24 protein-coding genes are annotated in these 24,637 nt (G+C 57.2%); 11 read left to right on the top strand and 13 right to left on the bottom strand.

Features of this window, described 5'->3' with window-relative positions; all coding sequences use genetic code 11:
• Both ACVCAM_RS23940 and chiQ read left to right on the top strand, forming a co-directional pair.
• A partial coding sequence (locus ACVCAM_RS23940; RefSeq protein WP_021241028.1) for an OprD family outer membrane porin occupies positions 1 to 915 on the top strand: 915 nt, incomplete at its 5' end.
• A 47-nt stretch (positions 916 to 962) separates the two neighbouring features.
• A complete protein-coding gene (chiQ, locus tag ACVCAM_RS23935) occupies positions 963 to 1,289 on the top strand; it encodes a ChiQ/YbfN family lipoprotein (protein ID WP_025912725.1) in 327 nt (108 codons plus the stop codon).
• Between the two features lie 91 nt (positions 1,290 to 1,380).
• Here the strand turns inward: chiQ and fur are convergent, their stop codons facing one another.
• The 4 genes from fur to ybfF all read right to left on the bottom strand — a co-directional run bounded on the left by fur (position 1,381) and on the right by ybfF (position 3,994).
• Positions 1,381 to 1,827, bottom strand: a complete 447-nt coding sequence (gene fur, locus ACVCAM_RS23930; RefSeq protein ID WP_008501066.1) for a ferric iron uptake transcriptional regulator — start codon at positions 1,825 to 1,827, stop codon at positions 1,381 to 1,383.
• 291 nt (positions 1,828 to 2,118) lie between these two features.
• Positions 2,119 to 2,649: a flavodoxin FldA gene (fldA, locus tag ACVCAM_RS23925; protein ID WP_008501067.1), complete on the bottom strand. Its 531-nt coding sequence runs from the start codon at positions 2,647 to 2,649 to the stop codon at positions 2,119 to 2,121.
• 155 nt (positions 2,650 to 2,804) lie between these two features.
• Complete coding sequence (gene ybfE, locus ACVCAM_RS23920) at positions 2,805 to 3,092, bottom strand: LexA regulated protein (RefSeq protein ID WP_407223172.1); 288 nt, start codon at positions 3,090 to 3,092, stop codon at positions 2,805 to 2,807.
• Positions 3,093 to 3,220: 128 nt separating this feature from the next.
• On the bottom strand, positions 3,221 to 3,994 hold the full coding sequence (gene ybfF, locus ACVCAM_RS23915; RefSeq protein ID WP_407223173.1) for an esterase: 774 nt from the start codon (positions 3,992 to 3,994) through the stop codon (positions 3,221 to 3,223).
• Positions 3,995 to 4,177: 183 nt separating this feature from the next.
• Here ybfF and seqA point away from each other — a divergent pair, with 183 nt between their 5' ends.
• On the top strand, positions 4,178 to 4,726 hold the full coding sequence (gene seqA / locus ACVCAM_RS23910) for a replication initiation negative regulator SeqA (protein ID WP_008501070.1): 549 nt from the start codon (positions 4,178 to 4,180) through the stop codon (positions 4,724 to 4,726).
• A gap of 24 nt (positions 4,727 to 4,750) precedes the next feature.
• On the top strand, positions 4,751 to 6,391 hold the full coding sequence (pgm, locus tag ACVCAM_RS23905) for a phosphoglucomutase (alpha-D-glucose-1,6-bisphosphate-dependent) (RefSeq protein ID WP_023343591.1): 1,641 nt from the start codon (positions 4,751 to 4,753) through the stop codon (positions 6,389 to 6,391).
• A gap of 90 nt (positions 6,392 to 6,481) precedes the next feature.
• Here pgm and potE read toward each other — a convergent pair whose 3' ends face one another.
• The 9 genes from potE to kdpF form a co-directional block, all read right to left on the bottom strand.
• A complete protein-coding gene (gene potE / locus ACVCAM_RS23900) occupies positions 6,482 to 7,795 on the bottom strand; it encodes a putrescine-ornithine antiporter (protein ID WP_008501072.1) in 1,314 nt (437 codons plus the stop codon).
• Positions 7,792 to 9,990 (bottom strand): ornithine decarboxylase SpeF, encoded by a 2,199-nt coding sequence (gene speF / locus ACVCAM_RS23895; RefSeq protein WP_059359620.1) that lies wholly within the window; start codon positions 9,988 to 9,990, stop codon positions 7,792 to 7,794. Before speF ends, potE begins: the two co-directional genes overlap by 4 nt.
• Before the next feature lie 254 nt (positions 9,991 to 10,244).
• Positions 10,245 to 10,349 carry a leader peptide SpeFL gene (speFL, locus tag ACVCAM_RS23890; RefSeq protein ID WP_003858645.1) on the bottom strand — a complete coding sequence of 35 codons (105 nt, stop codon included), beginning with the start codon at positions 10,347 to 10,349 and terminating at the stop codon, positions 10,245 to 10,247.
• Positions 10,350 to 10,627: 278 nt separating this feature from the next.
• Positions 10,628 to 11,305 (bottom strand): two-component system response regulator KdpE, encoded by a 678-nt coding sequence (kdpE, locus tag ACVCAM_RS23885; RefSeq protein ID WP_248210066.1) that lies wholly within the window; start codon positions 11,303 to 11,305, stop codon positions 10,628 to 10,630.
• On the bottom strand, positions 11,302 to 13,989 hold the full coding sequence (kdpD, locus tag ACVCAM_RS23880) for a two-component system sensor histidine kinase KdpD (protein ID WP_039024419.1): 2,688 nt from the start codon (positions 13,987 to 13,989) through the stop codon (positions 11,302 to 11,304). The genes kdpE and kdpD overlap by 4 nt, the downstream gene beginning before the upstream one ends.
• Positions 13,990 to 14,565, bottom strand: a complete 576-nt coding sequence (kdpC, locus tag ACVCAM_RS23875; RefSeq protein WP_008501076.1) for a potassium-transporting ATPase subunit KdpC — start codon at positions 14,563 to 14,565, stop codon at positions 13,990 to 13,992. It abuts the gene before it with no gap.
• Positions 14,566 to 14,577: 12 nt separating this feature from the next.
• Positions 14,578 to 16,626 (bottom strand): potassium-transporting ATPase subunit KdpB, encoded by a 2,049-nt coding sequence (gene kdpB, locus ACVCAM_RS23870; RefSeq protein WP_008501077.1) that lies wholly within the window; start codon positions 16,624 to 16,626, stop codon positions 14,578 to 14,580.
• An 18-nt stretch (positions 16,627 to 16,644) separates the two neighbouring features.
• Positions 16,645 to 18,324: a potassium-transporting ATPase subunit KdpA gene (gene kdpA / locus ACVCAM_RS23865; protein WP_407223175.1), complete on the bottom strand. Its 1,680-nt coding sequence runs from the start codon at positions 18,322 to 18,324 to the stop codon at positions 16,645 to 16,647.
• Complete coding sequence (gene kdpF / locus ACVCAM_RS23860) at positions 18,324 to 18,413, bottom strand: K(+)-transporting ATPase subunit F (RefSeq protein ID WP_014069365.1); 90 nt, start codon at positions 18,411 to 18,413, stop codon at positions 18,324 to 18,326. The genes kdpA and kdpF overlap by 1 nt, the downstream gene beginning before the upstream one ends.
• A gap of 309 nt (positions 18,414 to 18,722) precedes the next feature.
• On the opposite strand from kdpF, the gene ACVCAM_RS23855 reads away from it, so the two are divergent.
• From ACVCAM_RS23855 to nei, 7 genes are all read left to right on the top strand, one after another.
• On the top strand, positions 18,723 to 18,929 hold the full coding sequence (locus ACVCAM_RS23855; protein WP_008501079.1) for a YbfA family protein: 207 nt from the start codon (positions 18,723 to 18,725) through the stop codon (positions 18,927 to 18,929).
• A gap of 340 nt (positions 18,930 to 19,269) precedes the next feature.
• Positions 19,270 to 20,682 carry a deoxyribodipyrimidine photo-lyase gene (gene phrB, locus ACVCAM_RS23850; protein ID WP_348569839.1) on the top strand — a complete coding sequence of 471 codons (1,413 nt, stop codon included), beginning with the start codon at positions 19,270 to 19,272 and terminating at the stop codon, positions 20,680 to 20,682.
• 10 nt (positions 20,683 to 20,692) lie between these two features.
• The gene (locus tag ACVCAM_RS23845) at positions 20,693 to 21,436 is read left to right on the top strand and encodes a type 2 GTP cyclohydrolase I (protein ID WP_021241021.1); all 744 of its coding nucleotides are present in this window, start codon (positions 20,693 to 20,695) and stop codon (positions 21,434 to 21,436) included.
• Between the two features lie 14 nt (positions 21,437 to 21,450).
• On the top strand, positions 21,451 to 22,107 hold the full coding sequence (pxpB, locus tag ACVCAM_RS23840; RefSeq protein ID WP_021241020.1) for a 5-oxoprolinase subunit PxpB: 657 nt from the start codon (positions 21,451 to 21,453) through the stop codon (positions 22,105 to 22,107).
• The gene (pxpC, locus tag ACVCAM_RS23835) at positions 22,101 to 23,033 is read left to right on the top strand and encodes a 5-oxoprolinase subunit PxpC (protein ID WP_021241019.1); all 933 of its coding nucleotides are present in this window, start codon (positions 22,101 to 22,103) and stop codon (positions 23,031 to 23,033) included. Before pxpB ends, pxpC begins: the two co-directional genes overlap by 7 nt.
• Entirely contained in the window at positions 23,020 to 23,760 is a 741-nt protein-coding gene (pxpA, locus tag ACVCAM_RS23830) for a 5-oxoprolinase subunit PxpA (RefSeq protein ID WP_025912732.1), read from the top strand. Before pxpC ends, pxpA begins: the two co-directional genes overlap by 14 nt.
• Positions 23,761 to 23,778: 18 nt before the next feature.
• Positions 23,779 to 24,570: an endonuclease VIII gene (nei, locus tag ACVCAM_RS23825; protein ID WP_025912731.1), complete on the top strand. Its 792-nt coding sequence runs from the start codon at positions 23,779 to 23,781 to the stop codon at positions 24,568 to 24,570.
• Positions 24,571 to 24,637 lie beyond the last annotated feature (67 nt).

Here is a 24,637-nt window from a genome sequence, read left to right as displayed (position 1 = left end):
CACTGGAGCTTTATGCCGGGTACCTATCAGGGTGCAGAAGCCGGGGCTAACTTTGACTACGGTGACGCAGGTGCGCTGAGCTTCTCCTATATGTGGACCAACGAGTACAAAGCACCGTGGCACATTGAAATGGACAAGTTCTACCAGAACGATAAGAAAACCAAAGTCGATTACCTCCACTCGCTGGGTGCGAAATACGACTTCAAAAACGATCTGGTTCTCGAAGCGGCATTCGGCCAGGCGCAAGGCTATATCGATCAATACTTTGCCAAGGCCAGCTATAAGTTTGATATTGCGGGTAGCCCGCTGAGTACCAGCTACCAGTTCTACGGTACGCGCGACAAAGTCAGTAACGGTGGCGTCAATGATATCTACGACGGCACCGCGTGGCTGCAGGCGTTAACCTTCGGCTACAAGGTCGGTCAGGTTGATTTACGTCTGGAAGGCACATGGGTGAAAGCGGAAGGGCAGCAGGGCTACTTCCTGCAGCGTATGACCCCGACCTATGCTTCCTCCAACGGTCGTCTTGATATCTGGTGGGATAACCGCTCCGACTTCAACGCCGACGGTGAGAAAGCGGTCTTCTTCGGCGCGATGTATGACCTGAAAAACTGGAACCTGCCGGGCTGGGCCGTGGGCGCTTCTTACGCTTACGCCTGGGATGCAAAACCTGCCGACATGGCAACACCGGATGCTTACTACGATCCAAACTATCGCCTGAAAGAGTCTTCCTACAGCCTGGATGCTATCTATACCCTGCAGGATGGCCGCGCGAAAGGCACGATGTTCAAACTGCACTTCACCCAGTACGACAACCACTCCGATATCCCGAGCTACGCGGGCGGTTACGGCAACATCTTCCAGGATGAACGTGACGTGAAATTCATGGTTATCGCACCGTTCACCATCTTCTGATGAATCGTCCGGCGGGTTAGATCCCGCCGGACCGGAGACTGCAAATGATGAAAAAAATCGTAATCGTCGCGCTGTTGGCATCGGGGCTGGTGGCGTGTGCCCAGACTCAGGCACCGAAAGAGGACTCCCGCCTCAAGGAGGCCTACAGCGCCTGCATTAATACTGCGGAAGGATCGCCGGAGAAAATTGAAGCCTGCCAGAGCGTGCTGAACGTGCTGAAGAAAGAGAAAGCGCACGAGCAGTTCGCGACGCAGGAGAATGTCCGCGTGATGGATTACCAGGCCTGTATCCAGGCACGTAAAACCGGTAACGATCAGGAAGTGGCGAAGCGTTGCGATAAGATCTGGAACGAGATACGCAATAATAATAAATAAGTTGCTTTACGCCCGGTGGCACTGTGCCACAGGGCTTTTTTCTGGCAAAAAAAAGCCAACCTTACGGCTGGCTCAGAGTATGAACACTCACTTATTTTGCGTCATGCGCATGTTCATTTTCGCGGCAATCGCCTTCAGCGCAGTGACCATAAAGGTACAGGCTGTGGTTGGTCAGACGGATGCCGTGACGCGCGGCGATTTCACGCTGGCGCGCTTCGATAGAGTCATCGCTAAATTCAATGACCTTGCCACAGTCGAGGCAGATCAGGTGATCGTGGTGCTGCTGCTGGGTCAGTTCGAAGACAGATTTACCACCTTCGAAATTATGACGGGTGACAATGCCCGCGTCATCAAACTGGTTCAGCACGCGATAGACGGTAGCCAGCCCAATCTCTTCACCCATGTCGATAAGACGTTTATAAAGGTCTTCCGCACTGACATGGTGATTGTCTGGACCCTGAAGCACTTCGAGGATTTTTAACCGAGGAAGCGTAACTTTCAGGCCAGCCTTCTTTAATGCGGTATTGTTGTCAGTCATGCGGAATCTGTCCTGTTGCTAAACGATTCACTTCTGTAGGAAGTGACAGAAAATGCACCCGGGATAATGCGTCTCATTATAGAACTGCCATGGCTAAATGAAAACTGCAAGTCTCAGGCAAAATATGCTTATAAAAATGGGGTATCACCAACAAACTTGCTCGGTGGAAAACCACATTTTATCAGGGAGACATTGTACAGGTCTGGGCGAAAAAGTTAAAAGATTGTAGCAATTAATTTAATCGGTTTGACCTGGTGCGCGGGCGCAACCGCCGTTGCGCCGCGATAAAAATCAGGCGTTGAGAATATCGTCCAGGTGCAGTTCTTCACGGATCTGCTTAACCCATTTCTCGACGCGCTCTGCAGTCAGTTCTGGCTGACGGTCTTCGTCGATGGCCAGACCCACGAAATGATCGTCATCGGCCAGGCCTTTGGACGCTTCGAAGTGGTAACCGGCGGTTGGCCAGTGGCCGACGATCACAGCGCCATTCGGCTCAATGATGTCGCGGATGGTACCCAGCGCGTCACAGAAGTACTCGGCGTAGTCTTCCTGGTCGCCACAGCCAAACAGGGCAACCAGCTTACCGTTGAAGTCCACTTCTTCCAGCGTCGGGAAGAAATCATCCCAGTCGCACTGGGCTTCGCCGTAGTACCAGGTCGGAATACCCAGCAGCAGAATGTCATAGCCTTCGAGATCTTCTTTGCTGCTCTTGGCGATGTCATGCACATCAGCAACGTCTTTACCGAGCTGTTTTTGAATGTTTTTCGCGATATTTTCGGTATTGCCGGTATCACTGCCAAAGAAAATGCCGATGATTGCCATGAGTAAAATAACCTCTTGAAACTTAATAGTATGGTGGCGCAATTCGGCCACGGATAAGGGCAATAATAGCAGAACTGGCAACCCTGCGGAAACAGCTATCGCGCAGGACTGCACTCTGTGCTACATGAAAAGGGTAATTAAGGGAATTTTCAGACTTATGCTTGGCTGCGCAGCATCTCAAGCTGGGCGATCAACATCTCTTCAATGAGCTCGCTGCGGCTAATATTTCGCGCGTCGGCCAGCTCGTTAAGCGCATCGACCGCGTTGGCGTTGAGCTTCAGTTCGACACGCTTAAGCCCACGATTTTTATCGCGTTTAAGCTGATTGCGTTTATTGATACGCAGCTGTTCATCGCGCGAAAGCGGATTCGTCTTCGGTCGTCCCGGGCGACGCTCATTCGCGAACAGATCTAGTGTCGTACGGTCCGTTTGTTCTTTGGCCATGATTCTGAGACTTCGGGGGAAACACGCCGCCCTGCTAATGCCCGGGCGATAAGCGCGCCATCATACATCACCAAAAACGGCGCGCCAACGACTGGAAGCCCGCAGCCTTCCAGTCGCTCTCTTTTTAATCAATTTGCAGTATCAGCAAGATAGCGGCGAATGGCGCGCAGCACGGCGTCAGGTTTTTCCGCATGCACCCAGTGCCCGGCTCCGGCAATGACGTGGGCGCGAGCCTGCGGGAATTGCGCCAGTATGGCGTCGCGGTACGCGTCGGTAACATAAGGGGAGTTACCGCCGCGAATAAAGAGGGTAGGGTGCGGCCAGGCGGGCACGGTTTCCCAGCCCACGATATTGTTGTACTGGTTCCAGAGCACCGGCACGTTAAAACGCCACTGGCCGTCAACAAACGACTTCAGCAGGAACTGGACGACGCCTTCTTCATCAAGATGCTCACGCATGACGGCAGCCGCCTGCTGACGCGTCGCGGCACTCGCTTCGGTGACCGCATTGATGGCGGCAAAAATTTCGTCGTGACGGCGGACGTCGTAATCCACGGGCGCAACATCAATCACCACCAGGCCGTTAATACGCTCCGGGGCCAGCGCCGTCAGGGCCATCACCGCTTTACCGCCCATTGAATGCCCGATGAGGGTCACCTTTTGCAAGTGGTTGGCATCCAGCGTATCCAGCAGATCCTGCGCCATCGCGGCGTAGGTCATCTCGTCGGAACGGCCGGAAAGACCATGATTGCGCATATCGATCTGAAGAATATCGTGGTCGGTAACCAGCTCGCGCGCCAGCACGCCCAGGTTATCCAGGCTGCCAAAAAGCCCGTGAACCAGTACGATGGGAGAATTATTGTTCGGCGATTGTGCAGTTTGCGCTCGGGTATTCAATTTCATGGCAAAGTTCTTTTTTTACGTATGTCAGGTTAGGGTATCATGTTGACCATTCTGCCGCCCGGCTGCAAGGTTCCAGTTTAATCTGACTTTTGCCGCCAACCTGGTTTGACGCTATCCGCTGTTGGGATTTGACCTTATAATCCCAATGACTTGTATTCAGATAAGATATCGCACTGGATTAAGATGAAAACAATCGAAGTTGATGACGAACTCTATCAGTATATTGCCAGCCAGACGCGGCATATCGGGGAGAGCGCGTCCGACATTTTACGGCGCATGCTTAAAATTTCCGCCGCTTCACAGCCTGCTACCCCAGTCACCAAAGATGTCGTGTCTCAGCCAAGCGTTGTTGCACAAGCAAAACCTGCCGTGACACCGGCAAAAGATAAAGTGCGCGCGATGCGCGAGCTGCTGCTCTCCGATGAATATGCGGAGCAAAAAAAGGCGGTTAACCGCTTTATGCTGGTGCTGTCTACACTTTATTCACTGGATAACAAAGCGTTTGCTGAAGCGACCGAGTCGCTGCACGGTCGTACTCGCGTCTACTTCGCGGGCGACGAGCAGACGCTGCTGCAAAATGGCAATCAAACCAAACCCAAACATGTTCCTGGCACCCCGTACTGGGTGATCACCAATACCAATACGGGCCGCAAGTGCAGCATGATTGAACATATCATGCAGTCCATGCAGTTCCCGGCGGAATTGATTGAGAAGGTTTGCGGTACAATTTAACCCTTGCATCAGAAGGACCCGGTAATGGCAAATCACAGCCGTGCAGGCCAACCTGCACAACAAAGCGATTTGATTAACGTCGCTCAGCTGACCGCGCAGTATTACGTGCTGAAGCCGGTCGTGGGCAACGCAGAACACGCAGTGAAGTTTGGTACATCTGGTCACCGCGGCAGCGCGGCTCGCCACAGCTTTAACGAACCGCACATTCTGGCCATTGCTCAGGCCATTGCGGAAGAGCGCGCTAAAAATGGCGTTACCGGTCCTTGCTACGTGGGGAAAGATACCCATGCGCTGTCTGAACCGGCCTTTATCTCCGTGCTGGAAGTTCTGACTGCGAACGGCGTCGATGTGATTGTTCAGGAGAACAACGGCTTCACCCCAACGCCTGCGGTCTCTAACGCCATCCTGGTGCACAACAAAAAAGGTGGCGCGCTGGCTGACGGTATCGTGATCACGCCATCCCACAACCCGCCGGAAGACGGCGGCATCAAATACAACCCGCCTAACGGTGGCCCGGCAGACACCAACGTCACCAAAGTGGTGGAAGATCGTGCGAACGCCCTGCTGGCTGACGGTCTGAAAGGCGTGAAGCGCATCTCTCTGGATGCGGCCATGGCGTCCGGCCACGTAAAAGAGCAGGATCTGGTTCAGCCGTTCGTGGAAGGGCTGGCGGAGATCGTCGATATGGCGGCCATCCAGAAAGCCGGCCTGAAGCTGGGTGTGGATCCGCTGGGCGGCTCCGGTATTGAATACTGGAAACGTATTGCCGAGCACTACAAGCTGGATCTGACCATCGTGAACGATCACGTCGATCAGACCTTCCGCTTTATGCACCTGGACAAAGACGGCGCGATCCGCATGGACTGCTCCTCCGAGTGCGCGATGGCGGGCCTGCTGGCGCTGCGTGATAAATTCGATCTGGCGTTTGCGAACGACCCGGATTACGACCGTCACGGTATCGTCACTCCTGCCGGGCTGATGAACCCGAACCACTATCTGGCTGTTGCGATCAACTACCTGTTCCAGCACCGTCCGCAGTGGGGCAAAGAGGTGGCTGTCGGTAAAACGCTGGTGTCCTCCGCGATGATCGACCGCGTGGTCGAGGCGCTGGGCCGCAAGCTGGTGGAAGTACCTGTGGGCTTCAAATGGTTTGTTGACGGTCTGCACGACGGCAGCTTCGGCTTCGGTGGTGAAGAGAGCGCGGGGGCCTCTTTCCTGCGCTTCGACGGCACGCCGTGGTCAACCGATAAAGACGGCATCATCATGTGCCTGCTGGCGGCGGAAATCACCGCGGTCACCGGTAAAAACCCGCAGGAACATTACAACGACCTGGCAGCACGCTTTGGTGCGCCAAGCTATAACCGTATTCAGGCCAGCGCAACGTCTGCCCAGAAAGCGGCCCTGTCCAAACTCTCTCCGGAGATGGTCAGTGCAAGCACCCTGGCGGGCGATCCGATCACCGCGCGTCTGACGGCGGCACCGGGTAACGGTGCGTCTATTGGTGGTCTGAAAGTAATGACCGAAAACGGTTGGTTCGCTGCGCGTCCATCCGGTACGGAAGATGCGTATAAAATCTATTGCGAAAGCTTCCTCGGCGCAGAGCATCGTCAGCAGATTGAGAAAGAAGCGGTAGAGATTGTCAGCGAAGTGCTGAAAAACGCGTAAGTGCGGTTTGTGTGCCGGGCGGCACTGCGTTTGCCCGGCCTACAACAACGATCGTAGGCCCGGTAAGCGCTAGCGCCACCGGGCTTTTTTTCAACTGTGCTTATTCTTCAATTCAAACCGCGGCGACACCAGACCGTACAGCGTCCAGCCCATAAAGGTCACCATCGCACCATACAGCATCGCTTCCTGGCCGGAGGAATAGAGCGCATAGAAGCTGTAGATTGCGCCAATCAGCGCCACGATATTGGCCGCACGCGCCTTGCGCGGATCCACCTTCGCAACCTTCTGAATAATCACCAGCGCCGCCATCGACAGAATATAAGGAATGATGTTCGTCACCACCGCCAGGTTGACCAGCACGTTGAACTGGCTGTTCAGCGACGGGCTAATGGTCATCAGCGACAATCCGCTCTGGAAGATAACAATCGCCAGCATGCCCTGCACCGGCGCATCGGCTTTGGTCACACGGGAGAAGATTTTTGGGAAGTAACCTTCATCAGCCGAAGATTTAAATACCTGTGCGATGGTGAACTGCCAGCCAAGCAGTGAACCGCAGCATGACATGACCATCAGACCCATAATCACTTTCCCGACTTCCGGCGTGAACATCTGCGCGAAGGCCAGCCCGAACGGCGCCGTGGAGTTGGCCAGATCCATGTTCGGAACGATGCCCGCAATGACGTTCGTCGAGACGATATAGATCACCGCCGCACCCAGCGTACCGCCGAGGACCGCAATCGGCACGTTCTTTTCAGGGTTATCAACCACTTCTGCGTTCGCGCAGGCGGATTCCAGGCCCAGGAAGGCCCAGAGCGTCATGGCGATAGAAGAGCCGACTGCGCTGAAGAACGGCACATGGTGCGGGTTCCAGGAGTTAGCGTACAGGGTCGGGCTGAACCAGAACCAGCCGATGATGCACAGGCCGACAACCGGAATAATCACGCCCCAGACGGTGATGCTGGAGAGCTGTCCGGTGATACGCGCCCCGCCAAAGTTAGCCACGGTGCAGATCCACAGCACGCCGATGGTGGCCAGGCCAATCTGTACCGGGCTAAGCGTCGCGCCAAACAACTCCGTACCGTAGCCCACGGCGGAGATGGCAATCGCCACGTTGGCGATCAGCAGTGACACCCCGTAGGTATAGTTGGCCATAAAGTTGCCAGACTTACCAAAGGCATACTCGGCGTAGCCCCCCATGCCGCCTGACTTGCGGCTGAACATCCCGCACTTGGCAAACGCCCACGCCAGCGCCATCGAGCCGACGGCGGTCACCAGCCAGGAGATAATTGAAATGGTTCCTACTTCGGCAAGCTTGGTGGGCAGCATAATGATCCCTGAACCCATCATGTTCACCATGGTGAGGATGGTCAGCTGCACCACGCCCATCTTATTGGACTTACTCATAATTTCTCTCCTTTCAGCAGCGCGGGCTGAGCGGCGGGTTGTTTGATGACGTTACAGCGAACCTGTTTGCGGCCCTCGCACTCTTCGACGTACACACCCTGCAGCTCCGGCGCGAAGCCCGGCAGCAGGTTGATGCCTTCTTCCAGCGCGGCGAAGTAGCGCAGCACGGAGCCGCCCCAGACCTCCCCTGGAACCACGCACAATACCCCCGGTGGATAAGGGAGGGCGCCTTCCGCGGCGATGCGGCCTTCCGCGTCGCGCAGGGAGACCAGTTCCACTTCTCCGCGCAGATAGGCGTAGTTCGCGTCCTGCGGGTTCATCATCACGCGCGGGAAGTGAGACTTGCGGAACATCTCTTTCTGCAGCTGTTTGACATTGTGACGGGCGTACAGGTCATGCATCTCCTGGCAGATCTGGCGCAGGGTGTAATCCGCGTAACGTTCCGGATGTTGTCTGCAGATGGAAGGCAGCACCTCTTTTAATGGAGCATCGCTCTCGAGCAGTTTTTCGAAACGCACCAGCTGCGCCACCAGCTGCTGCAGCTTGCCCATATCTTCCGCAGGCGTGAGCAGGAACAGGATCGAGTTGAGATCGCATTTCTCCGGCACGATGCCGTTTTCACGCAGGAAGTTGGCGAGGATGGTGGCAGGCACGCCGAAGCCGTCATACTCCCCGGTGCGGGCGTTAATGCCCGGCGTGGTCAGCAGGAGCTTGCACGGGTCGATAAAATACTGATGCTCGGCGTAGCCTTCAAAAGCGTGCCAGTTTTCACCCGGTACGAAGTGGAAGAAGCGCAGATCGGTCGCAATCTCCGCCGTGTCCCAGCTTTCCCACGGACGGCCATCCACCGTCTCCGGCACGAAGGGGCGCAGATACCGGCAGTTCTCCAGAATCAGCTTGCGCGCTTCGATACCGTTCACCACGCAGTCCATCCACATGTTGCGGCCGCTCTGGCCTTCATGCATACGGGCGTTGATGTCCAGCGCGGCAAACAGCGGATAGAACGGGCTGGTGGAGGCGTGCATCATAAAGGCATTATTCAGCCGCTTATGCGGGACATAGCGCTGCTGACCTTTGATGTGGCTGTCTTTCTTGTGAATTTGCGAGGTCTGGGAGAAGCCGGCCTGCTGTTTATGCACGGACTGGGTAACCAAAATCCCCGGGTCGTTTTCGTTCAGCTCCAGCAGCAGCGGCGAGCAGTCGGCCATCATTGGAATAAACTGCTCGTAACCCACCCAGGCCGAGTCAAACAGGATGTAATCACACAGGTGCCCAATCTTATCCACCACCTGGCGGGCGTTGTAGATGGTGCCATCGTAGGTGCCCAGCTGGATCACCGCCAGACGGAACGGACGCGCATCGCGTGCACGGCCGGGTGCGACTTCTGCCACCAGCTCGCGAAGATAGCTTTCTTCAAAACAGTGTGCGTCAATGCCGCCGATAAAGCCGTACGGGTTGCGCGCGGTTTCCAGATAGACCGGCGTTGCGCCTGCCTGGAGGAGGGCACCGTGATGGTTGGATTTGTGGTTATTACGGTCGAACAGCACCAGGTCGCCCGGGGTGAGCAGGGCGTTAAGCACCACTTTGTTGGATGACGAGGTGCCGTTGAGCACGAAGTAGGTCTTATCGGCATTAAAGACCTTCGCCGCATGCTGCTGTGCGATGCACGGCGCGCCTTCGTGGATCAGCAGATCGCCCATTGCCACGTCGGCGTTGCACAGATCGGCGCGGAAAAGCGTCTCGCCAAAGAAATCAACGAACTGATTGCCGGCAGGATGGCGGCGGAAGAACTGGCCGCCCTGATGCCCCGGACAGTCAAACGCGCTGTTGCCCTGTTTTACATAGTCGACCAGGGCGCGGAAAAACGGCGGGCGCAGCTGGGTTTCATACTTCAGGGCAGCCGCCTCCAGCTGTCGTCCATAAAAGTCGTTGCTGGTGTCTGAATACTCAAATACGCCATGAATGCGCGATAAATAATCTGCCGGAATGAATTCTTCTTTATGCGTCGCGACAAAAACAGGAATGTCAAATCCGGTGGCTTCTATTTCTTCCAGTATGCCATCGGTAATATCACTGACCGCCAGCACAATAGCGGCAACGTCGATATAATCCGAGGCCCGGACATCCACCAGTTCACGCTGGGTGGTAAAGCAATCAGGACAGGCGCGGCTGGCTGCGATTTTTAAACTTTTCATCTTTCTCTCTTTATTTTAGGTAATAAGCGTCCCTCGATTTCTTGCAAAAAAGAAATCGATAATTTTCCGGAAAAAAAGCAAAGGGTGGCCGCTGATTAAAATCAGTACATTGCTTTTTTGATGATTGAAATTCAGTCCGCCCGGTGCGGATGGGTCTGAATCAAAATGAATGAGCGCACGCGTTCACAGGCAATGGCCTGTAAAATAAGATGTTTCAGGATAACCTGTAAGCGAGTGCGCCAGAAGTCGAAGGACTACCGGGCATTAAAGAGATGAAAGTCAAAGCAGTTTCGGTGGGCAAACATCATGATATGTGTTGTCCGCCTTATATGGGGCATTAAACGATTGTTGTTTTCCATGATTTATTTTCCTTTCAGTAATTGAAAGCACGGTCATTTTATCCAGGAAAACGCGATTAACTGTGAAGGAGATCACCGTTAACCGATCATTTTAGAAATAAATAGTCGTTTTTGATGAATATCTCAGATCAAAATTCTGATTTGTTGGTGTCGGGTTAACAGGATGTATTGCAAATGTTTTAAATGGACATAAATAACCAAAAAAATATCGATTGGATTATTTATGAAATATTTTCTGAGAGGTTTTGATTTTATTTAAAAATAAACTGAATAGTTATTCAGAGCATAAACCGATAACCGATACCGGTTTCAGTTAATAAATGGCGAGGGCGAGCGGGGTCGACTTCGAGTTTCTGACGAAGGTGCCCCATATATATGCGTAAATAGTGACTATGTTCCACGGCGTTGGGCCCCCACACCTGACTTAACAGCTGGCGCTGGGTGAGAACCTTGCCGTGATTGTTGAGCAGCACGGCGAGCAGGCGAAATTCGATGGGCGTGAGGTGAATTTCCTCTTCGCCGCGCACAATGCGCCGCGAGGCCAGGTCAACCTGGATATCCCCAAACGTGTAGGTTGGATCGGCAGGCGTGGTGGCGCTGTGGCGACGCAGCGCCACGCGCAGGCGAGCCTGTAGCTCGCCGATGCCAAACGGTTTAATCAGGTAGTCATCCGCCCCGGCATCCAGCGCGGCGATTTTATCCGTCTCTTCAGTACGGGCGGAGAGCACGAGGATCGGCATCTGGCTCCACTGACGGACTTCACGAATAAAATCGATGCCGTCACCGTCCGGGAGACCCAGATCGAGGATCACCAGGTCCGGCTTGCGGGTGGCGGCTTCAATTAACCCCCGCTGAAGCGTACCTGCATCATGGACGCGCAGACCGTCTCCTTCCAGCGCAGCGCGCAGAAAGCGGCTAATGGCGATCTCATCTTCAACAATCAGAACGTTGATCACAAATCCTCTGGTAATTCATTAAGTTCTGGCGGGGTTTCCAGAGGAAGTGTAACACAAAAACGCGCACCGCCTTCCGGACGATTCTCCGCGGAAATGGAGCCGCCATGCACGTCAATGATCGCCTGGCAAATGGCCAGCCCCAGCCCCACGCCCGGAATGGCCGACTCCTTATTGCCGCGCGCGAATTTCTCGAAAATAGCCAACTCCTGCCCGGCAGGAATGCCCGGGCCGGTATCCCAGACGTTAAGGCGAAGCGCGCCGTCGTCCACCGTCGCATCCACCCCAATCTGCGCGCTGGCGCCCGCATATTTGGCGGCATTTTCCAGCAGGTTGATCAGCACCCGTTCAAACAGCGGACCATCAACGTGAATTAAGGTCAGGGGTTCGGGCATGTTCAGCGCAATATGTCGCCCGCCCATGCCGGGTTCGAGCATTTTCAGCGCGCTGCCCACCACCTCTTCCAGCGTGAGCCACTCTTTTTTGAGGTTAAATCCGCCCGACTGGATACGCGCCATGTCGAGCAGGTTATTCACCAGGCGCGTGGTATTCAGCACGTGCTGGCGGATCTCGCTGGCCTGGAGTGCATGTTTAGAGCCTTCCGCCGCCAGGTCCAGCGTCAGAATTTCTGACTGACCGAACAGGACGGTGAGCGGGGTACGCAGATCGTGAGACAGCGCCGCCAGCAGCGAGTTACGAATGCTTTCACGCTCGCTTGCCAGCCGGGCCTGTTCCTCGCTGGCGGTGAGGGCCAGTCGTTCCAGCGCGCTGGCAACCAGCAGCGTAAACGTCTCCAGTAAACGCTGCTGTTCGGGGATCATCAGCTGGCGCAGGTTGGAAGGCTCCACGATGACCAGCCCCTGATTTTTATCGGCGCTGCGCAGGGGCAGAATTTGGTAGGGCACGCCGGGGAGGGTGTCGGTCCCTGCGCCCGCCGGTAAGCCTTTGTCAAAGCTCCAGCGCGCGATGGCTTCGTCCCAGGGCGTCATGCCTGTGGCGGAGGTCAGCGGGCGCAGCTTGCCGTGTTCGTCCGGGAGTAAAATCAGGTTGCTGGCATGAAACGTCGAGCGGATAAACTGCTCGCTGGTCTGCACGATATCCAGCGGCGTGCGGCCCACCGCCAGCGATTTCGACATCTCATAGAGATGGCGCGTACGCTGTTCGCGATAGCGGGCGATGCGCGCCTGATAGCGCACGCCCGCCGTCAGATTGCCGATCACCAGCCCGACGGTGAGCATGACGGCAAAGGTGAGGATGTACTGCACGTCCGAGACGGCCAGCGTCCCGCGGGGGGCAATAAAGAACAGATCGAAGCTGATGACGTTGATCACCGTCGCCAGGACCGACGGCCAGCGCCCGTAGAAGAGCGCCACCACCACCACGCCTAAAAGGTAGATCATCACCAGGTTGGCGGCATCAAACGCGATCAGCCACTGGCTGGCAATCACGGTAATCAGGGCGCAGAGCACGACGGCGACGAGACAGCCGCGAAGCTGAATGCGCCATTTATCGCTGAAGGTACGGCTGTCCGGCGCGCGATTGGGTAAGGGGGTAGGTTTGTCGTCCAGCGCCACGATCACCAGATCCAGATCCGGCGCGCGACGGGCCAGCTTGTCGGCAAAGGATTCTCGGCTAAACCAGCGCCGATGCTGACGACGGCCAATGACGATTTTCCCCAGGTTATGCTCGCGCGCGTAGCGCAGAATGGCTTTATCTTCCTGCGGATCGGAAAGGGTAGCGGTTTCGGCACCCAGCTCCTGCGCCAGGCGCAGCGAGCTCAGGATCGCGCGGCGCTGGTTTTCGGGCAGCGCGTGCAGCTGCGGCGTTTCGACATACACCGCATGCCAGACGCTGCCAAATTTGGCCGCCAGGCGCGCGGCGGTGCGGACCAGTTTTTCATTGCCGCTGCCGTGGCCCACGCACAGCAGAATAGCATCCCGCGTGTGCCAGACGCGCTCCTGTCCCTGCAGATCGCGCCAGGCGCGCATCTGATCGTCAACGCGATCGGCAGTACGCCGCAGGGCCAGCTCGCGCAGGGCAATCAGGTTGCCTTTACGGAAGAAATGTTCGATGGCGCGCTCGGCCTGGCCGGCGATATAGACTTTGCCTTCGTGCAGGCGCTGGCGCAAATCATCGGGCGGCAGGTCGACCAGCACCACCTCATCCGCGGAATCAAAGAAGGGATCGGGCACCGTCTCGCGTACCTGAATGCCGGTCACGCCGCTGACCACGTCGTTCAGGCTTTCGAGATGCTGAACGTTAACCGTGGTGAACACATCGATACCGGCTTCAAGTAATTCTTCAACGTCCTGCCAGCGTTTGGGGTGGCGCGAGCCTGGCGCATTGCTGTGCGCCAGCTCGTCCATCAGGATTAGCGCGGGGCGGCGGGCGAGGGCGGCATCGAGATCGAATTCGGTGACTAACCGACCGCGGTGGCTGATGCGGCGGGGCGGCTGGGTAGCCAGCCCCTTCAGCAGTGATGCCGTCTCTTTACGTCCGTGGGTTTCAACCACGCCGATCAGAATATCGAGCCCCTGCGCCCGAAGCCGCTGGGCTTCCGTCAGCATGGCGAAGGTTTTCCCGACGCCCGCGCAGGCGCCGAAGAAAATTTTCAGTTTGCCGCGATGGGCTTCAGCTGTTTGTTCGAGCAGCCTGTCCGGATCCGGGCGCATGGGCTCGTCGGTCATTTAGTTTTTCCTTAGCGCGTCCAGCGCCAGATTCAGCTCAACAATATTTACCACGGGCATGCCGATGAAGCTGACCAGCGGCTTTTGCGTGTGCTCTGCCACCAACTGGCTCAGCTGTTCGATGGTCAGCTGACGGGCAGCGGCGACGCGCGGGATCTGCCATGCCACGGCTGCCGGGGTCAGGCTGTAGTCCAGCCCGCTGGCCGAGGCGGTTACCAGCTCCACGGGAACGTCACGGCTGGCCTGCGGATTCGCGGCGCGCAGGGCTGCCACGCGCTCCGCGACGGCTTTGTCCAGCTCGGGGTTGCTGCCCGCCAGGTTGCTGCCGCCGGATGCCATCGGATTATACGGGCTTTCGGCAGTGGCGGAAGGGCGTCCCTGGAAGTAGCGGGCATCCGTAAAGTTCTGACCAATCAGGCGAGAGCCGCGGTTTTCACCGTTTTGCAGTATCAGCGAGCCGTTGGCCTGATCCTTAAACCACCACTGGCCCAGCGCGGTGGTCACCAGCGGGTACAGCCCGCCGGTAATGAGAGACAACAGTATGAACAGAAGTATAGCGGGGCGTAACATGGTCATTTGATTCACCTTTTAAACCAGGCCGAACAGGGTCAACAGCAGATCGATAACCTTGATACCGACGAAGGGCACCACCAGCCCGCCCAGGCCGTAAATCCACAGGTTACGGCGCAGCATGGCGGCCGCCGTGAGCGGCTTATAGCTCACGCCCTTCAGCGCCAGCGGGATCAGGAAGACAATAATCAGGGCGTTAAAAATCACTGCGCTCAGAATGGCCGAGGCCGGAGAGTGCAGGTGCATCACGTTCAGGGCGTTTAATTGCGGATAGGTCGCAGCAAACGCGGCCGGAATGATGGCGAAATACTTCGCCACGTCGTTGGCGATACTGAACGTGGTCAGCGAACCGCGCGTCATCAGCATCTGCTTGCCGATGTGCACCACTTCAATCAGCTTGGTCGGGTTAGAGTCGAGGTCGACCATGTTGCCCGCCTCTTTTGCGGCCTGGGTACCGGAATTCATCGCCACCGCCACGTCGGCCTGCGCGAGGGCAGGAGCATCGTTGGTCCCGTCACCGGTCATCGCCACCAGACGGCCTTCCGCCTGATACTGACGAATCAGTGCCAGCTTGGCTTCCGGTGTGGCTTCGGAAAGGAAATCATCCACGCCCGCTTCGGCGGCAATCGCCGCGGCGGTAAGACGGTTATCCCCGGTGATCATCACCGTTTTGATCCCCATTTTACGCAGCTGGGCAAAGCGCTCTTTGATGCCGCCTTTGACGATGTCCTTCAGGGCAATGACCCCGAGCACGCGCGCGCCTTCGGCCACCACCAGCGGCGTCGCCCCCTGACGGGCCACGCTTTCGACCAGGCTGTCCACTTCCGGCGGGAAATGACCGTTGTTGGCCTCAATGTGGCGGCGAATCGCGTCAACCGAGCCTTTACGGATCATGCGATCCTGGATGTTGATGCCGCTCATGCGGGTTTGCGCCGTAAAGGGCACGAACGTGGCGTGCAGGCTCTGAACGTCGCGCTGGCGCAGGTTAAAGCGCTGCTTGGCGAGGATCACAATACTGCGGCCTTCCGGGGTTTCATCGGCAAGCGAGGAGAGCTGGGCGGCATCCGCCAGCGTTTTTTCATCCACGCCCGGGGCGGGTAAGAAATCCGACGCCTGGCGGTTACCGAGGGTAATGGTCCCGGTTTTATCCAGCAGCAAGACGTCCACGTCACCGGCGGCTTCCACCGCACGCCCGCTGGTGGCGATGACGTTGGCACCGAGCATACGGCTCATGCCGGCCACGCCGATGGCCGACAGCAGGCCGCCGATGGTGGTGGGGATCAGACAAACCAGCAGCGCCACCAGCACCGTGACGGTGACCGCGGTACCGCCATAGGCAGAGAACGGCCACAGCGTCGCGGTTGCCAGCAGGAAGACAATGGTCAGGGCCACCAGCAGGATGGTCAGGGCAATCTCGTTTGGCGTTTTACGGCGCTGTGCGCCTTCTACCATGGCGATCATCCGGTCGAGGAAGGTTTCACCCGGGTTAACGCTGCACTGGATCACCAGCCAGTCGGAGAGAATGCGCGTCCCGCCCGTCACGGAGGCGAAATCGCCGCCGGACTCACGGATCACCGGCGCGGATTCGCCGGTAATAGCGCTCTCATCCACCGATGCGCCCCCTTCAATAACTTCGCCGTCGCAAGGGATGATGTCACCGGCTTCCACCAGCACCACATCGCCTTTACGCAGTTCATCTGCCGGAACGTGGTCCATCTGTGCGCCGTACTTCGGCTCACGTAGCTTGCGTGCGAAGGCGGTCTTTTTCACCCCTTTCAGGCTGTTGGCCTGGGCTTTGCTCCGGCCTTCCGCCAGCGCTTCCGCAAAGTTGGCGAACAGCACGGTAAACCACAGCCACAGGCTGATGGCGCCGGTAAACATCGCATTTCCCGGCATATGGCCCGTTCCCATGGCAATCGCCAGGGCGGTGGTCAGGACGCTTCCCGCCCAGACGATAAACATCACCGGGTTGTGCCACTGCACGCGCGGGCTCAGCTTTTTCACCGCATCCATGAGCGCCTGGCGAACTAATGACGGTTCGAACAGGGCCAGTTGTTTACGACTCATGACAATTTCTCCGCAAAATCAGCGTAAAGAGAGGTATTCCGCGACCGGGCCTAACGCGAGGGCGGGGATAAAGGTCAGGGCGCCGACCAGCAACACGGTGCCCGTCAGCAGGCCGATAAACAGCGCGCCGTGGGTCGGTAACGTTCCGGTAGTGGTCGGTTGGATTTTTTTGTTCACCAGCGATCCGGCTATCGCCATAACCGGCACAATGATCCCGAAGCGGCCCACGAACATGCAGAACGCCAGCAGACAGTTCCAGAATGGAGAGTTGGCGCTTAGGCCTGCAAAGGCGCTGCCGTTGTTGTTGGCGGCAGAGGAGACGGCATACAGCACTTCGCTAAAACCGTGAATGCCAGGGTTAAAGATGCCGCTGCGTCCAGCCTCGGTCATCAGCGCCAGCGCGGTGCCGAGCAGCACGAGGGCCGGGGTGACCAGAATTGCCAGCGCGGTTAACTTCATCTCGCGAACGTCGATCTTTTTACCCAGATACTCCGGGGTGCGGCCAATCATCAGACCGGCAATAAACACCGCCAGCAGCACGAACAGCAGCATGCCGTAAAGACCGGAGCCCACGCCGCCAAACACCACCTCGCCAATCTGCATCAGCCACATCGGGATCATGCCGCCCAGCGCCGTAATGGAATCATGCATGGCATTGACGGCCCCGCACGACGCTGCCGTGGTGACCACCGCATACAGGCTACTGGCGAGAATGCCAAAGCGGCTCTCTTTACCTTCCATGTTGATTGCGCTATCTGCACCCAGTGAGAGGAAGTGCGGATTACCCTGCCATTCGGCCCACATCACCAGCGCAACACAGACCACAAAGATCAGCGACATCGTCCAGAGCAGGGTGCGGCCCTGACGGCGATCGTTGACCACATCACCAAAGGCGAAACAGAGCGCGGCGGGGATCAGGAAGATCGCCAGCATCTGCACAAAATTGGTCAGGGCGGTCGGGTTTTCGAACGGGTGCGACGAGTTGGCGTTGAAGAAGCCGCCGCCGTTGGTGCCGAGCATCTTGATGGCTTCCTGCGAGGCCACTGGCCCCATCGGCAGGAGCTGTTTTGCCCCTTCCAGCGAGGTATAAGGTGCGTAAGGCAGCAGGTTTTGCAGGCTGCCCTGCTGAATGAAGAACAGCGCGATCAGCAGCGCAATCGGCAGCAGGATCCACAGGGTAATGCGCGTCAGGTCTACCCACGCGTTACCCAGCGTGCTCACTTTCTGGCGCGCAAACGCACGCGTTAGCGCGAAGATCACCGCAATACCGCTGGCGGCAGAGAGGAAGTTCTGCACGGTTAGCCCGACCATCTGGCTGAAGTAGCTGAGCGTGGTTTCACCGGCATAGGACTGCCAGTTGGTGTTGGTGACAAAACTGACCGCCGTGTTTAGCGCCAGGTGCCAGGACAGGCCCGGTAACTGTTGCGGATTCAAAGGCAGGACACCCTGCAACATCAGCATGGCAAAAAGCGCAATGAGTCCGACAATGTTCAGCAGCAGAATGGCGATCAGATAGTCACGCCAGTTCATCTCCCGATCGTCTATACCCAGTACGCGCCAGATCCCTTTTTCAACGCTTCCCGTGCCGGGCAGGGGAACGTTATTGATGAGCCGTGCCAGCCCCGAGCCCAGTGGCCTTGCCAGGACGAACAACACCACTAAGAAACTGGCAATAAGCAAAAACGCCTGAGCAGCCATCAGAATGCCTCCGCATTAATCAGGGCATAAACCAGATAACCCAATAACAGGAACACCAGCACGATGCCGGCAATAAGACCTGCACTCACAATCCACCTCCGGGTGACTTTTGTTGTTGTGCTAACGGTAGGATTTATGGCGCAAAGATTTCGCAAAAATGAGAAGGGCGGGTGTAAAAAAAGTATAAAAATGGCAAAGCCCACAATTTAACTATTGATAAGTAAATCGTTAACTTTTTTGTAACTTAATTACGGCGTGAATGTAAATTTTGGCTAAACGGACGAAAATAAGTGGTCGGATGAGTAGTAAAATTACAAACAAAGCGATATTATTTTAGCCAGGTCACAGATTTTGAATTTTCCGGATGACGTTTCCGGCCAACTATAGGGGAGAAAAATATGGATCTTTATAAAGAGTTTCCGGCTCATATCGTGTTCATGCGCCGCGCTTTCGCCGTAGTGGCTGGCGTGCTGGCTCTGCCGGTGATGCTGTTCTGGAAAGATCGTGCACGTTTTTATAGCTATCTGCACCGCGTCTGGGCGAAAACCAGCGAGAAGCCGGTGTGGATGGATCAGGCCGAGAAAGCGACCTGCGATTTTTACTGATACTAAGACGACACCCAGAAAAAAACGCCGGGGGAGCGATAGCCCCTTGTCAGGGTTTACAGGCACATAATAGCCGTCTTTCTTGCCGGGTGACGCTGCGCTTACCCGGCCTACACAGGGCAAAGAGATCAATGCATTGCATGTTTCATTGTAGGCCCTTGCAAGCGTAGCGCCGCCGGGCGAAATGCACAGCGTGCACCTTGTCATCAGTCTGTAAGGCCGCCTTGGGCGGCCTTTTTTATTTCATCCCGTCTACACTTCATGGCAAAGTAGTTCAAAGCATGCTTTTTCCTTTTACGGCATGCCCTTACGGACATAATGGATATTTGCCTGGAGTTTTATGCCCACCCATCTGGTTTGGTTTCGCGCGGACCTGCGCGTACATGACAACTTCGCACTCGCGGCAGCCTGCCGTTCCGATGACGCCAGCGTGCTGGCGCTGTTTATCGCTACGCCTGAACAGTGGCAGCAGCATGATATGGCCCCGCGGCAGGCGGCTTACCTCAAATCGCATCTGAACGATCTGCAACACTCACTGGCTGAAAAAGGTATCCCGCTGATCTACAAAGAGGTCAGTGACTTTGCCGCGCAGCTTAAGATGTTGCGGGAGGTATGTCAGCAGAACGGCGTCACGCATCTTTTTTATAACTACCAGTACGAGCTGAACGAACGGCTGCGGGATCGCCAACTGGAGAACATTCTGGGCGAGGTGGTTTGTGAAGGATTTGATGACAGCGTAATGCTGGCACCGGGCAGCGTCATGACCGGCGGCCATGAAATGTATAAAGTGTTCACGCCGTTTAAAAATGCTTTTGTTAAGCGTCTGAAAGAGGCGCTGCCGGAGTGCGTACCCGCACCCGCAGCCAGAGGGGAAGCTATAACCACGCTGCCTGAATTAACGTTTAACTATCCCCAACAGGCATTCGATGAGCTTCTGTTCCCCGCAAACGAGAAGGCAGCAATTGCGAAGCTGCGCCAGTTTTGCAAACAGGGCGCGGGAGAGTACGACGCGCGCAGGGATTTCCCGGCGATTGAAGGGACAAGCCGCTTATCGGCAAGCCTGGCGCTGGGCGTACTCTCTCCTCGCCAGTGTTTACATCGTCTTCTGGCCGAGCAGCCGCAGGCGATGGACGGTGGGGCGGGTTCGGTGTGGCTGAACGAACTCATCTGGCGTGAATTCTATCGCCATCTGATGACGTATCATCCCGATCTCTGTAAGCATCGTCCGTTCATCCCCTGGACCGACAACGTCAAATGGCAGCACGATGAGGCACGTTTACAGGCCTGGCAAAAAGGGGAAACGGGCTATCCGATTGTTGATGCCGCCATGCGCCAGCTGAATGAAACCGGGTGGATGCACAACCGCCTGCGAATGATTACCGCCAGCTTTCTGGTGAAGGATCTGCTTATCGACTGGCGTATCGGAGAGCGCTATTTTATCTCTCAGCTGATCGACGGCGATCTCGCTGCGAATAACGGCGGCTGGCAGTGGGCGGCCTCTACCGGCACCGATGCGGCTCCCTATTTCAGGATTTTTAATCCGACCACTCAGGGGCAAAAATTTGATGCCAACGGCGACTTTATCCGCCGCTGGTTGCCCGCGCTCAGGAACGTTCCTGCGAAAGCGATCCACGAACCGTGGGCATGGGCGGATAAACAGGGCGTAAAGCTCGATTATCCCCGCCCGATTGTTGACCATAAACAGGCGCGCACCGCCACGCTGGCGGCGTACGAAGCCGCCCGAAAAGTTTGAGAGCATAAAGATGAAAAACAGTGAACTGGAACGCCTGATTAACGAAAAACTCAATACCGCCTCCTTTAGCGACTACGGCCCAAATGGCCTGCAGGTAGAAGGGCGCGAAACGGTGCAGAAAATTATCACCGGCGTCACGGCAAGCCAGGCGCTGCTGGACGAGGCTGTCCGTCAGGAAGCCGATGCGGTGATTGTCCATCACGGCTACTTCTGGAAAAACGAATCACCGATTATTCGCGGCATGAAGCGCAACCGCCTGAAAACGTTGCTGGCAAATGACATCAACCTGTACGGTTACCACCTGCCGCTGGACGCACACCCGGAACTGGGCAACAACGTTCAGCTTGCGCAGCTGTTGGGGATAACCGTAATGGGCGAAATCGAGCCGCTGGTGCCGTGGGGCGAGCTGGCGATGCCGGTTCCCGGACTGGAGCTGGCCTCGTGGATTGAAGCGCGCCTGGGGCGTCGCCCGCTGTGGTGCGGCGATACGGGCGCGGACCTGGTAAAACGCGTTGCCTGGTGCACCGGGGGCGGGCAGGGCTTTATCGACAGCGCCGCGCGCTTCGGTGTTGATGCCTTTATCACCGGCGAGGTTTCCGAGCAGACCATTCACTCGGCGCGTGAACAGGGGCTGCATTTCTACGCGGCCGGTCATCATGCCACCGAGCGCGGCGGCATTCGTGCCCTCAGCGAGTGGCTGACGGAAAATACCGATCTGGATGTAACCTTTATTGATATCCCTAACCCGGCCTGATGAGAGGTGCCTGAGTGCAGCGAGCGCGTTGTTATCTTCTGGGAGAAACGGCAGTGGTTCTGGAGCTCGAGCCGCCGGTGACCCTTGCCACGCAAAAGCGTATCTGGCGGCTAACCCAGCGTCTGGTCGATCTGCCGGACGTGGTTGAAGCCATTCCGGGGATGAATAACATCACGGTGGTGCTGCGTAGTCCGCATACGCTGGCGCTGGATGCCATCGAGCGTTTACAGCGCTGGTGGGAAGAGAGCGAGGCGCTGGAGCCGGAATCGCGTGCCATTGAGATCCCGGTCGTTTATGGCGGTACGGGGGGACCGGATCTTGGTGTGGTCGCAGACCATTGCGGGCTCACCGAAAAGCAGGTGGTTGAACTGCACAGTTCGGTGGATTACGTCGTCTGGTTCCTGGGATTCCAGCCCGGATTCCCGTATCTGGGGGGATTATCTCCCCGGCTGCATACGCCGCGCCGCGCTGAACCGCGCCTGAGCGTACCGGCGGGGACGGTCGCGATTGGTGGCGAGCAGACCGGCGTATATCCGCTGGCTTCGCCCGGTGGTTGGCAGCTTATTGGGCATACCGCCACCCCGTTATTTGACCCCGCGCTGGCGTCGCCAATACTCCTGCGCCCGGGCGACACCCTTCGCTTTATCCCGCAGAAGGAGGGGGTATGTTAACGCTTATTCGCGCCGGGCTTTACACCTCCGTACAGGATGCCGGGCGCTTTGGCATGCGCCAGTCCGGCGTGAGCTATTGTGGCGCGCTGGACCGTCCTGCGCTGGAAATCGCTAACGTGCTGGTGGGCAACCCCGGCAGCACGGCGGCGCTCGAAATTACGCTCGGTCAGTGTGTCATTGAGTTTGGTCAGGAGACCTGGTTCGCGCTCACCGGCGCCGGCTGTGATGCCACGCTGGACGGCAAAGCGGTGTGGACCGGCTGGCGTCTGCGGGCGAAAGCCGGGCAGCGTCTGACCTTAAAGCGTCCTCTGCACGGCGTGCGTAGCTATCTCGCGGTGGCTGGCGGCATTGATGTGCCTGAGGTGCTGGGCTCATCCAGTACCGATCAGAAAGCCGGGATAGGCGGTCACGAAGGACGTCTGTTGCGCGACGGCGATCGCCTGGCGATTAAGCCCTCTTCGCGTCACTTCTCGACGGCTCAGGGGGTGAAACAACTTCTCTGGGGAAACCAGATCCGCGCCTTACCGGGGCCGGAATATCATGAGTTCGACGAGGCCTCAAAAGAGTCTTTCTGGCGCGCGCCGTGGAAGCTTAGTCCGCAGAGTAACCGAATGGGCTATCGTCTGCAGGGGCAGCCGCTGATCCGGACCACCGACCGGGAACTGCTCTCCCACGGTTTGTTGCCCGGCGTTATTCAGGTTCCAGGCAACGGGCAACCGATCGTCTTAATGAACGACGCGCAGACGACGGGGGGCTATCCGCGAATTGCCTGCATTATTGAAGCCGATCGCTACCATCTGGCGCAAATTCCCCTCGGTCAGCCGATTCACTTCGTGCAGTGTTCGCTGGAGGAAGCGCTAAAGGCGCGGCAGGATCAGCAGCGCTATCTCGAACAGCTGGCGTGGAGGCTCGATGGTAAAGATTGATTTAAACGCCGATCTGGGCGAGGGCGGCAGCGCCGACGCGGCGCTAATGACGCTGGTCTCTTCGGTCAATATTGCCTGCGGCTTTCACGCGGGCGATGCGCAAACCATGCTGGAGAGCGTGCGTCATGCCATCAAAAATGGCGTGGCGATTGGCGCTCACCCGAGCTTCCCTGACCGGGATAACTTTGGTCGCACCGCGATGGACCTGCCGCCTGAGACGGTCTACGCGCAGGTGCTCTACCAGACTGGCGCGCTGGAGGCGATGGTTCGCGCCGGGAAGGGCGTACTGCGTCACGTGAAGCCGCACGGTATGCTCTATAACCAGGCGGCAAAAGACCCGGTACTGGCGGCGGCGATTGCCCGTGCGGTGCGGGACTGTAATCCGCAGCTGATTCTGGTCGGCCTGGCGGGCAGTGAGCTTATTCGTGCCGGAGAACGGCTGGGGCTGACCACGCGGCAGGAGGTGTTTGCCGATCGGGGATACATGCCGGACGGCAGTCTGGTTCCGCGCACGCAAGCCGGTGCGCTGATTACCGATGAAGCGAAAGCGCTGGCGCAGACGCTGGAGATGGTGCGCTACGGGCGAGTGACCGCCGTGGATGGCACAACGGCGCACGTTCAGGCTGATACGGTATGTTTACACGGCGATGGCGAGCATGCGCTCCAGTTCGCGCGCCGCCTGCGGGCCGCGTTCGCTGAAGAGGGCATTCTTGTCAGCGCAGATTAATCATAAAAGGACAGAAAAATGCCAGAAGGCCCGGAGATCCGCCGCGCGGCGGATAGCCTCGAGGCGGCGATAAAGGGCAAACCGCTGACGGAGGTCTGGTTTGCTTTTCCTCAACTGAAACCGTTTGAATCACAGCTGGTGGGGCAGTCGGTAACGCATATTGAAACGCGCGGCAAAGCGTTGCTCACGCACTTTTCCCATAACCTGACGTTATATAGCCACAACCAGCTTTACGGCGTGTGGCGCGTGGTGGAGGCGGGTGAACAGCCGCAAACGACCCGCGTGCTGCGCGTCAGGCTGCAAACGGCGGATAAGGCGATCCTGCTCTATAGCGCTTCTGATATCGAAATGTTAACGCCTGAGCAGTTGCTCACGCACCCGTTCTTACAGCGGGTTGGGCCGGACGTGCTGGATATGCGCCTGACGGCGAGAGATGTGAAGGCCCGGCTGCTATCGCCCACATTCCGCAACCGGCAGTTTTCCGGCCTGTTCCTTGACCAGGCCTTTCTCGCCGGGCTTGGCAACTACCTGCGGGTGGAGATCCTCTGGGAAGTCGGGCTGGCACCGCAGCACAAAGCTTCTCAGCTGAGCGATGAACAGCTGGAGGCGCTGTCCCACGCGCTGCTGGACATCCCGCGGCTGTCGTACAACACGCGTGGCATCGTAGATGAAAACAAGCACCACGGGGCGCTGTTCCGGTTCAAGGTGTTTCATCGGGCGGGGAAGAAGTGCGAGCGGTGCGGCGGGATTATCGACAGGATTATGCTCTCTTCGAGACCCTTTTACTGGTGTCCACATTGTCAAAAATAAAAAAGCCGGGTGGCGGCTACGCCTTACCCGGCCTACGTTTCGCATTTGTAGGCCCGGTAAGCGTTAG

This window comes from Enterobacter sp. CFEC122, assembly GCF_052983755.1.
The sequence above is the reverse complement of the archived record's forward strand: the minus strand, read 5'-3'. Positions and strand labels throughout refer to the sequence as shown.

Coding starts and splice junctions, on each gene's coding strand:
- chiQ (WP_025912725.1), top strand. CDS start 963: ATGAAAAAAATCGTAATCGTCGCGCTGTTGGCATCGGGGCTGGTGGCG.
- fur (WP_008501066.1), bottom strand. CDS start 1,827: ATGACTGACAACAATACCGCATTAAAGAAGGCTGGCCTGAAAGTTACG.
- fldA (WP_008501067.1), bottom strand. CDS start 2,649: ATGGCAATCATCGGCATTTTCTTTGGCAGTGATACCGGCAATACCGAA.
- ybfE (WP_407223172.1), bottom strand. CDS start 3,092: ATGGCCAAAGAACAAACGGACCGTACGACACTAGATCTGTTCGCGAAT.
- ybfF (WP_407223173.1), bottom strand. CDS start 3,994: ATGAAATTGAATACCCGAGCGCAAACTGCACAATCGCCGAACAATAAT.
- seqA (WP_008501070.1), top strand. CDS start 4,178: ATGAAAACAATCGAAGTTGATGACGAACTCTATCAGTATATTGCCAGC.
- pgm (WP_023343591.1), top strand. CDS start 4,751: ATGGCAAATCACAGCCGTGCAGGCCAACCTGCACAACAAAGCGATTTG.
- potE (WP_008501072.1), bottom strand. CDS start 7,795: ATGAGTAAGTCCAATAAGATGGGCGTGGTGCAGCTGACCATCCTCACC.
- speF (WP_059359620.1), bottom strand. CDS start 9,990: ATGAAAAGTTTAAAAATCGCAGCCAGCCGCGCCTGTCCTGATTGCTTT.
- speFL (WP_003858645.1), bottom strand. CDS start 10,349: ATGGAAAACAACAATCGTTTAATGCCCCATATAAGGCGGACAACACAT.
- kdpD (WP_039024419.1), bottom strand. CDS start 13,989: ATGACCGACGAGCCCATGCGCCCGGATCCGGACAGGCTGCTCGAACAA.
- kdpC (WP_008501076.1), bottom strand. CDS start 14,565: ATGACCATGTTACGCCCCGCTATACTTCTGTTCATACTGTTGTCTCTC.
- kdpB (WP_008501077.1), bottom strand. CDS start 16,626: ATGAGTCGTAAACAACTGGCCCTGTTCGAACCGTCATTAGTTCGCCAG.
- kdpA (WP_407223175.1), bottom strand. CDS start 18,324: ATGGCTGCTCAGGCGTTTTTGCTTATTGCCAGTTTCTTAGTGGTGTTG.
- ACVCAM_RS23855 (WP_008501079.1), top strand. CDS start 18,723: ATGGATCTTTATAAAGAGTTTCCGGCTCATATCGTGTTCATGCGCCGC.
- phrB (WP_348569839.1), top strand. CDS start 19,270: ATGCCCACCCATCTGGTTTGGTTTCGCGCGGACCTGCGCGTACATGAC.
- ACVCAM_RS23845 (WP_021241021.1), top strand. CDS start 20,693: ATGAAAAACAGTGAACTGGAACGCCTGATTAACGAAAAACTCAATACC.
- pxpC (WP_021241019.1), top strand. CDS start 22,101: ATGTTAACGCTTATTCGCGCCGGGCTTTACACCTCCGTACAGGATGCC.
- pxpA (WP_025912732.1), top strand. CDS start 23,020: ATGGTAAAGATTGATTTAAACGCCGATCTGGGCGAGGGCGGCAGCGCC.
- nei (WP_025912731.1), top strand. CDS start 23,779: ATGCCAGAAGGCCCGGAGATCCGCCGCGCGGCGGATAGCCTCGAGGCG.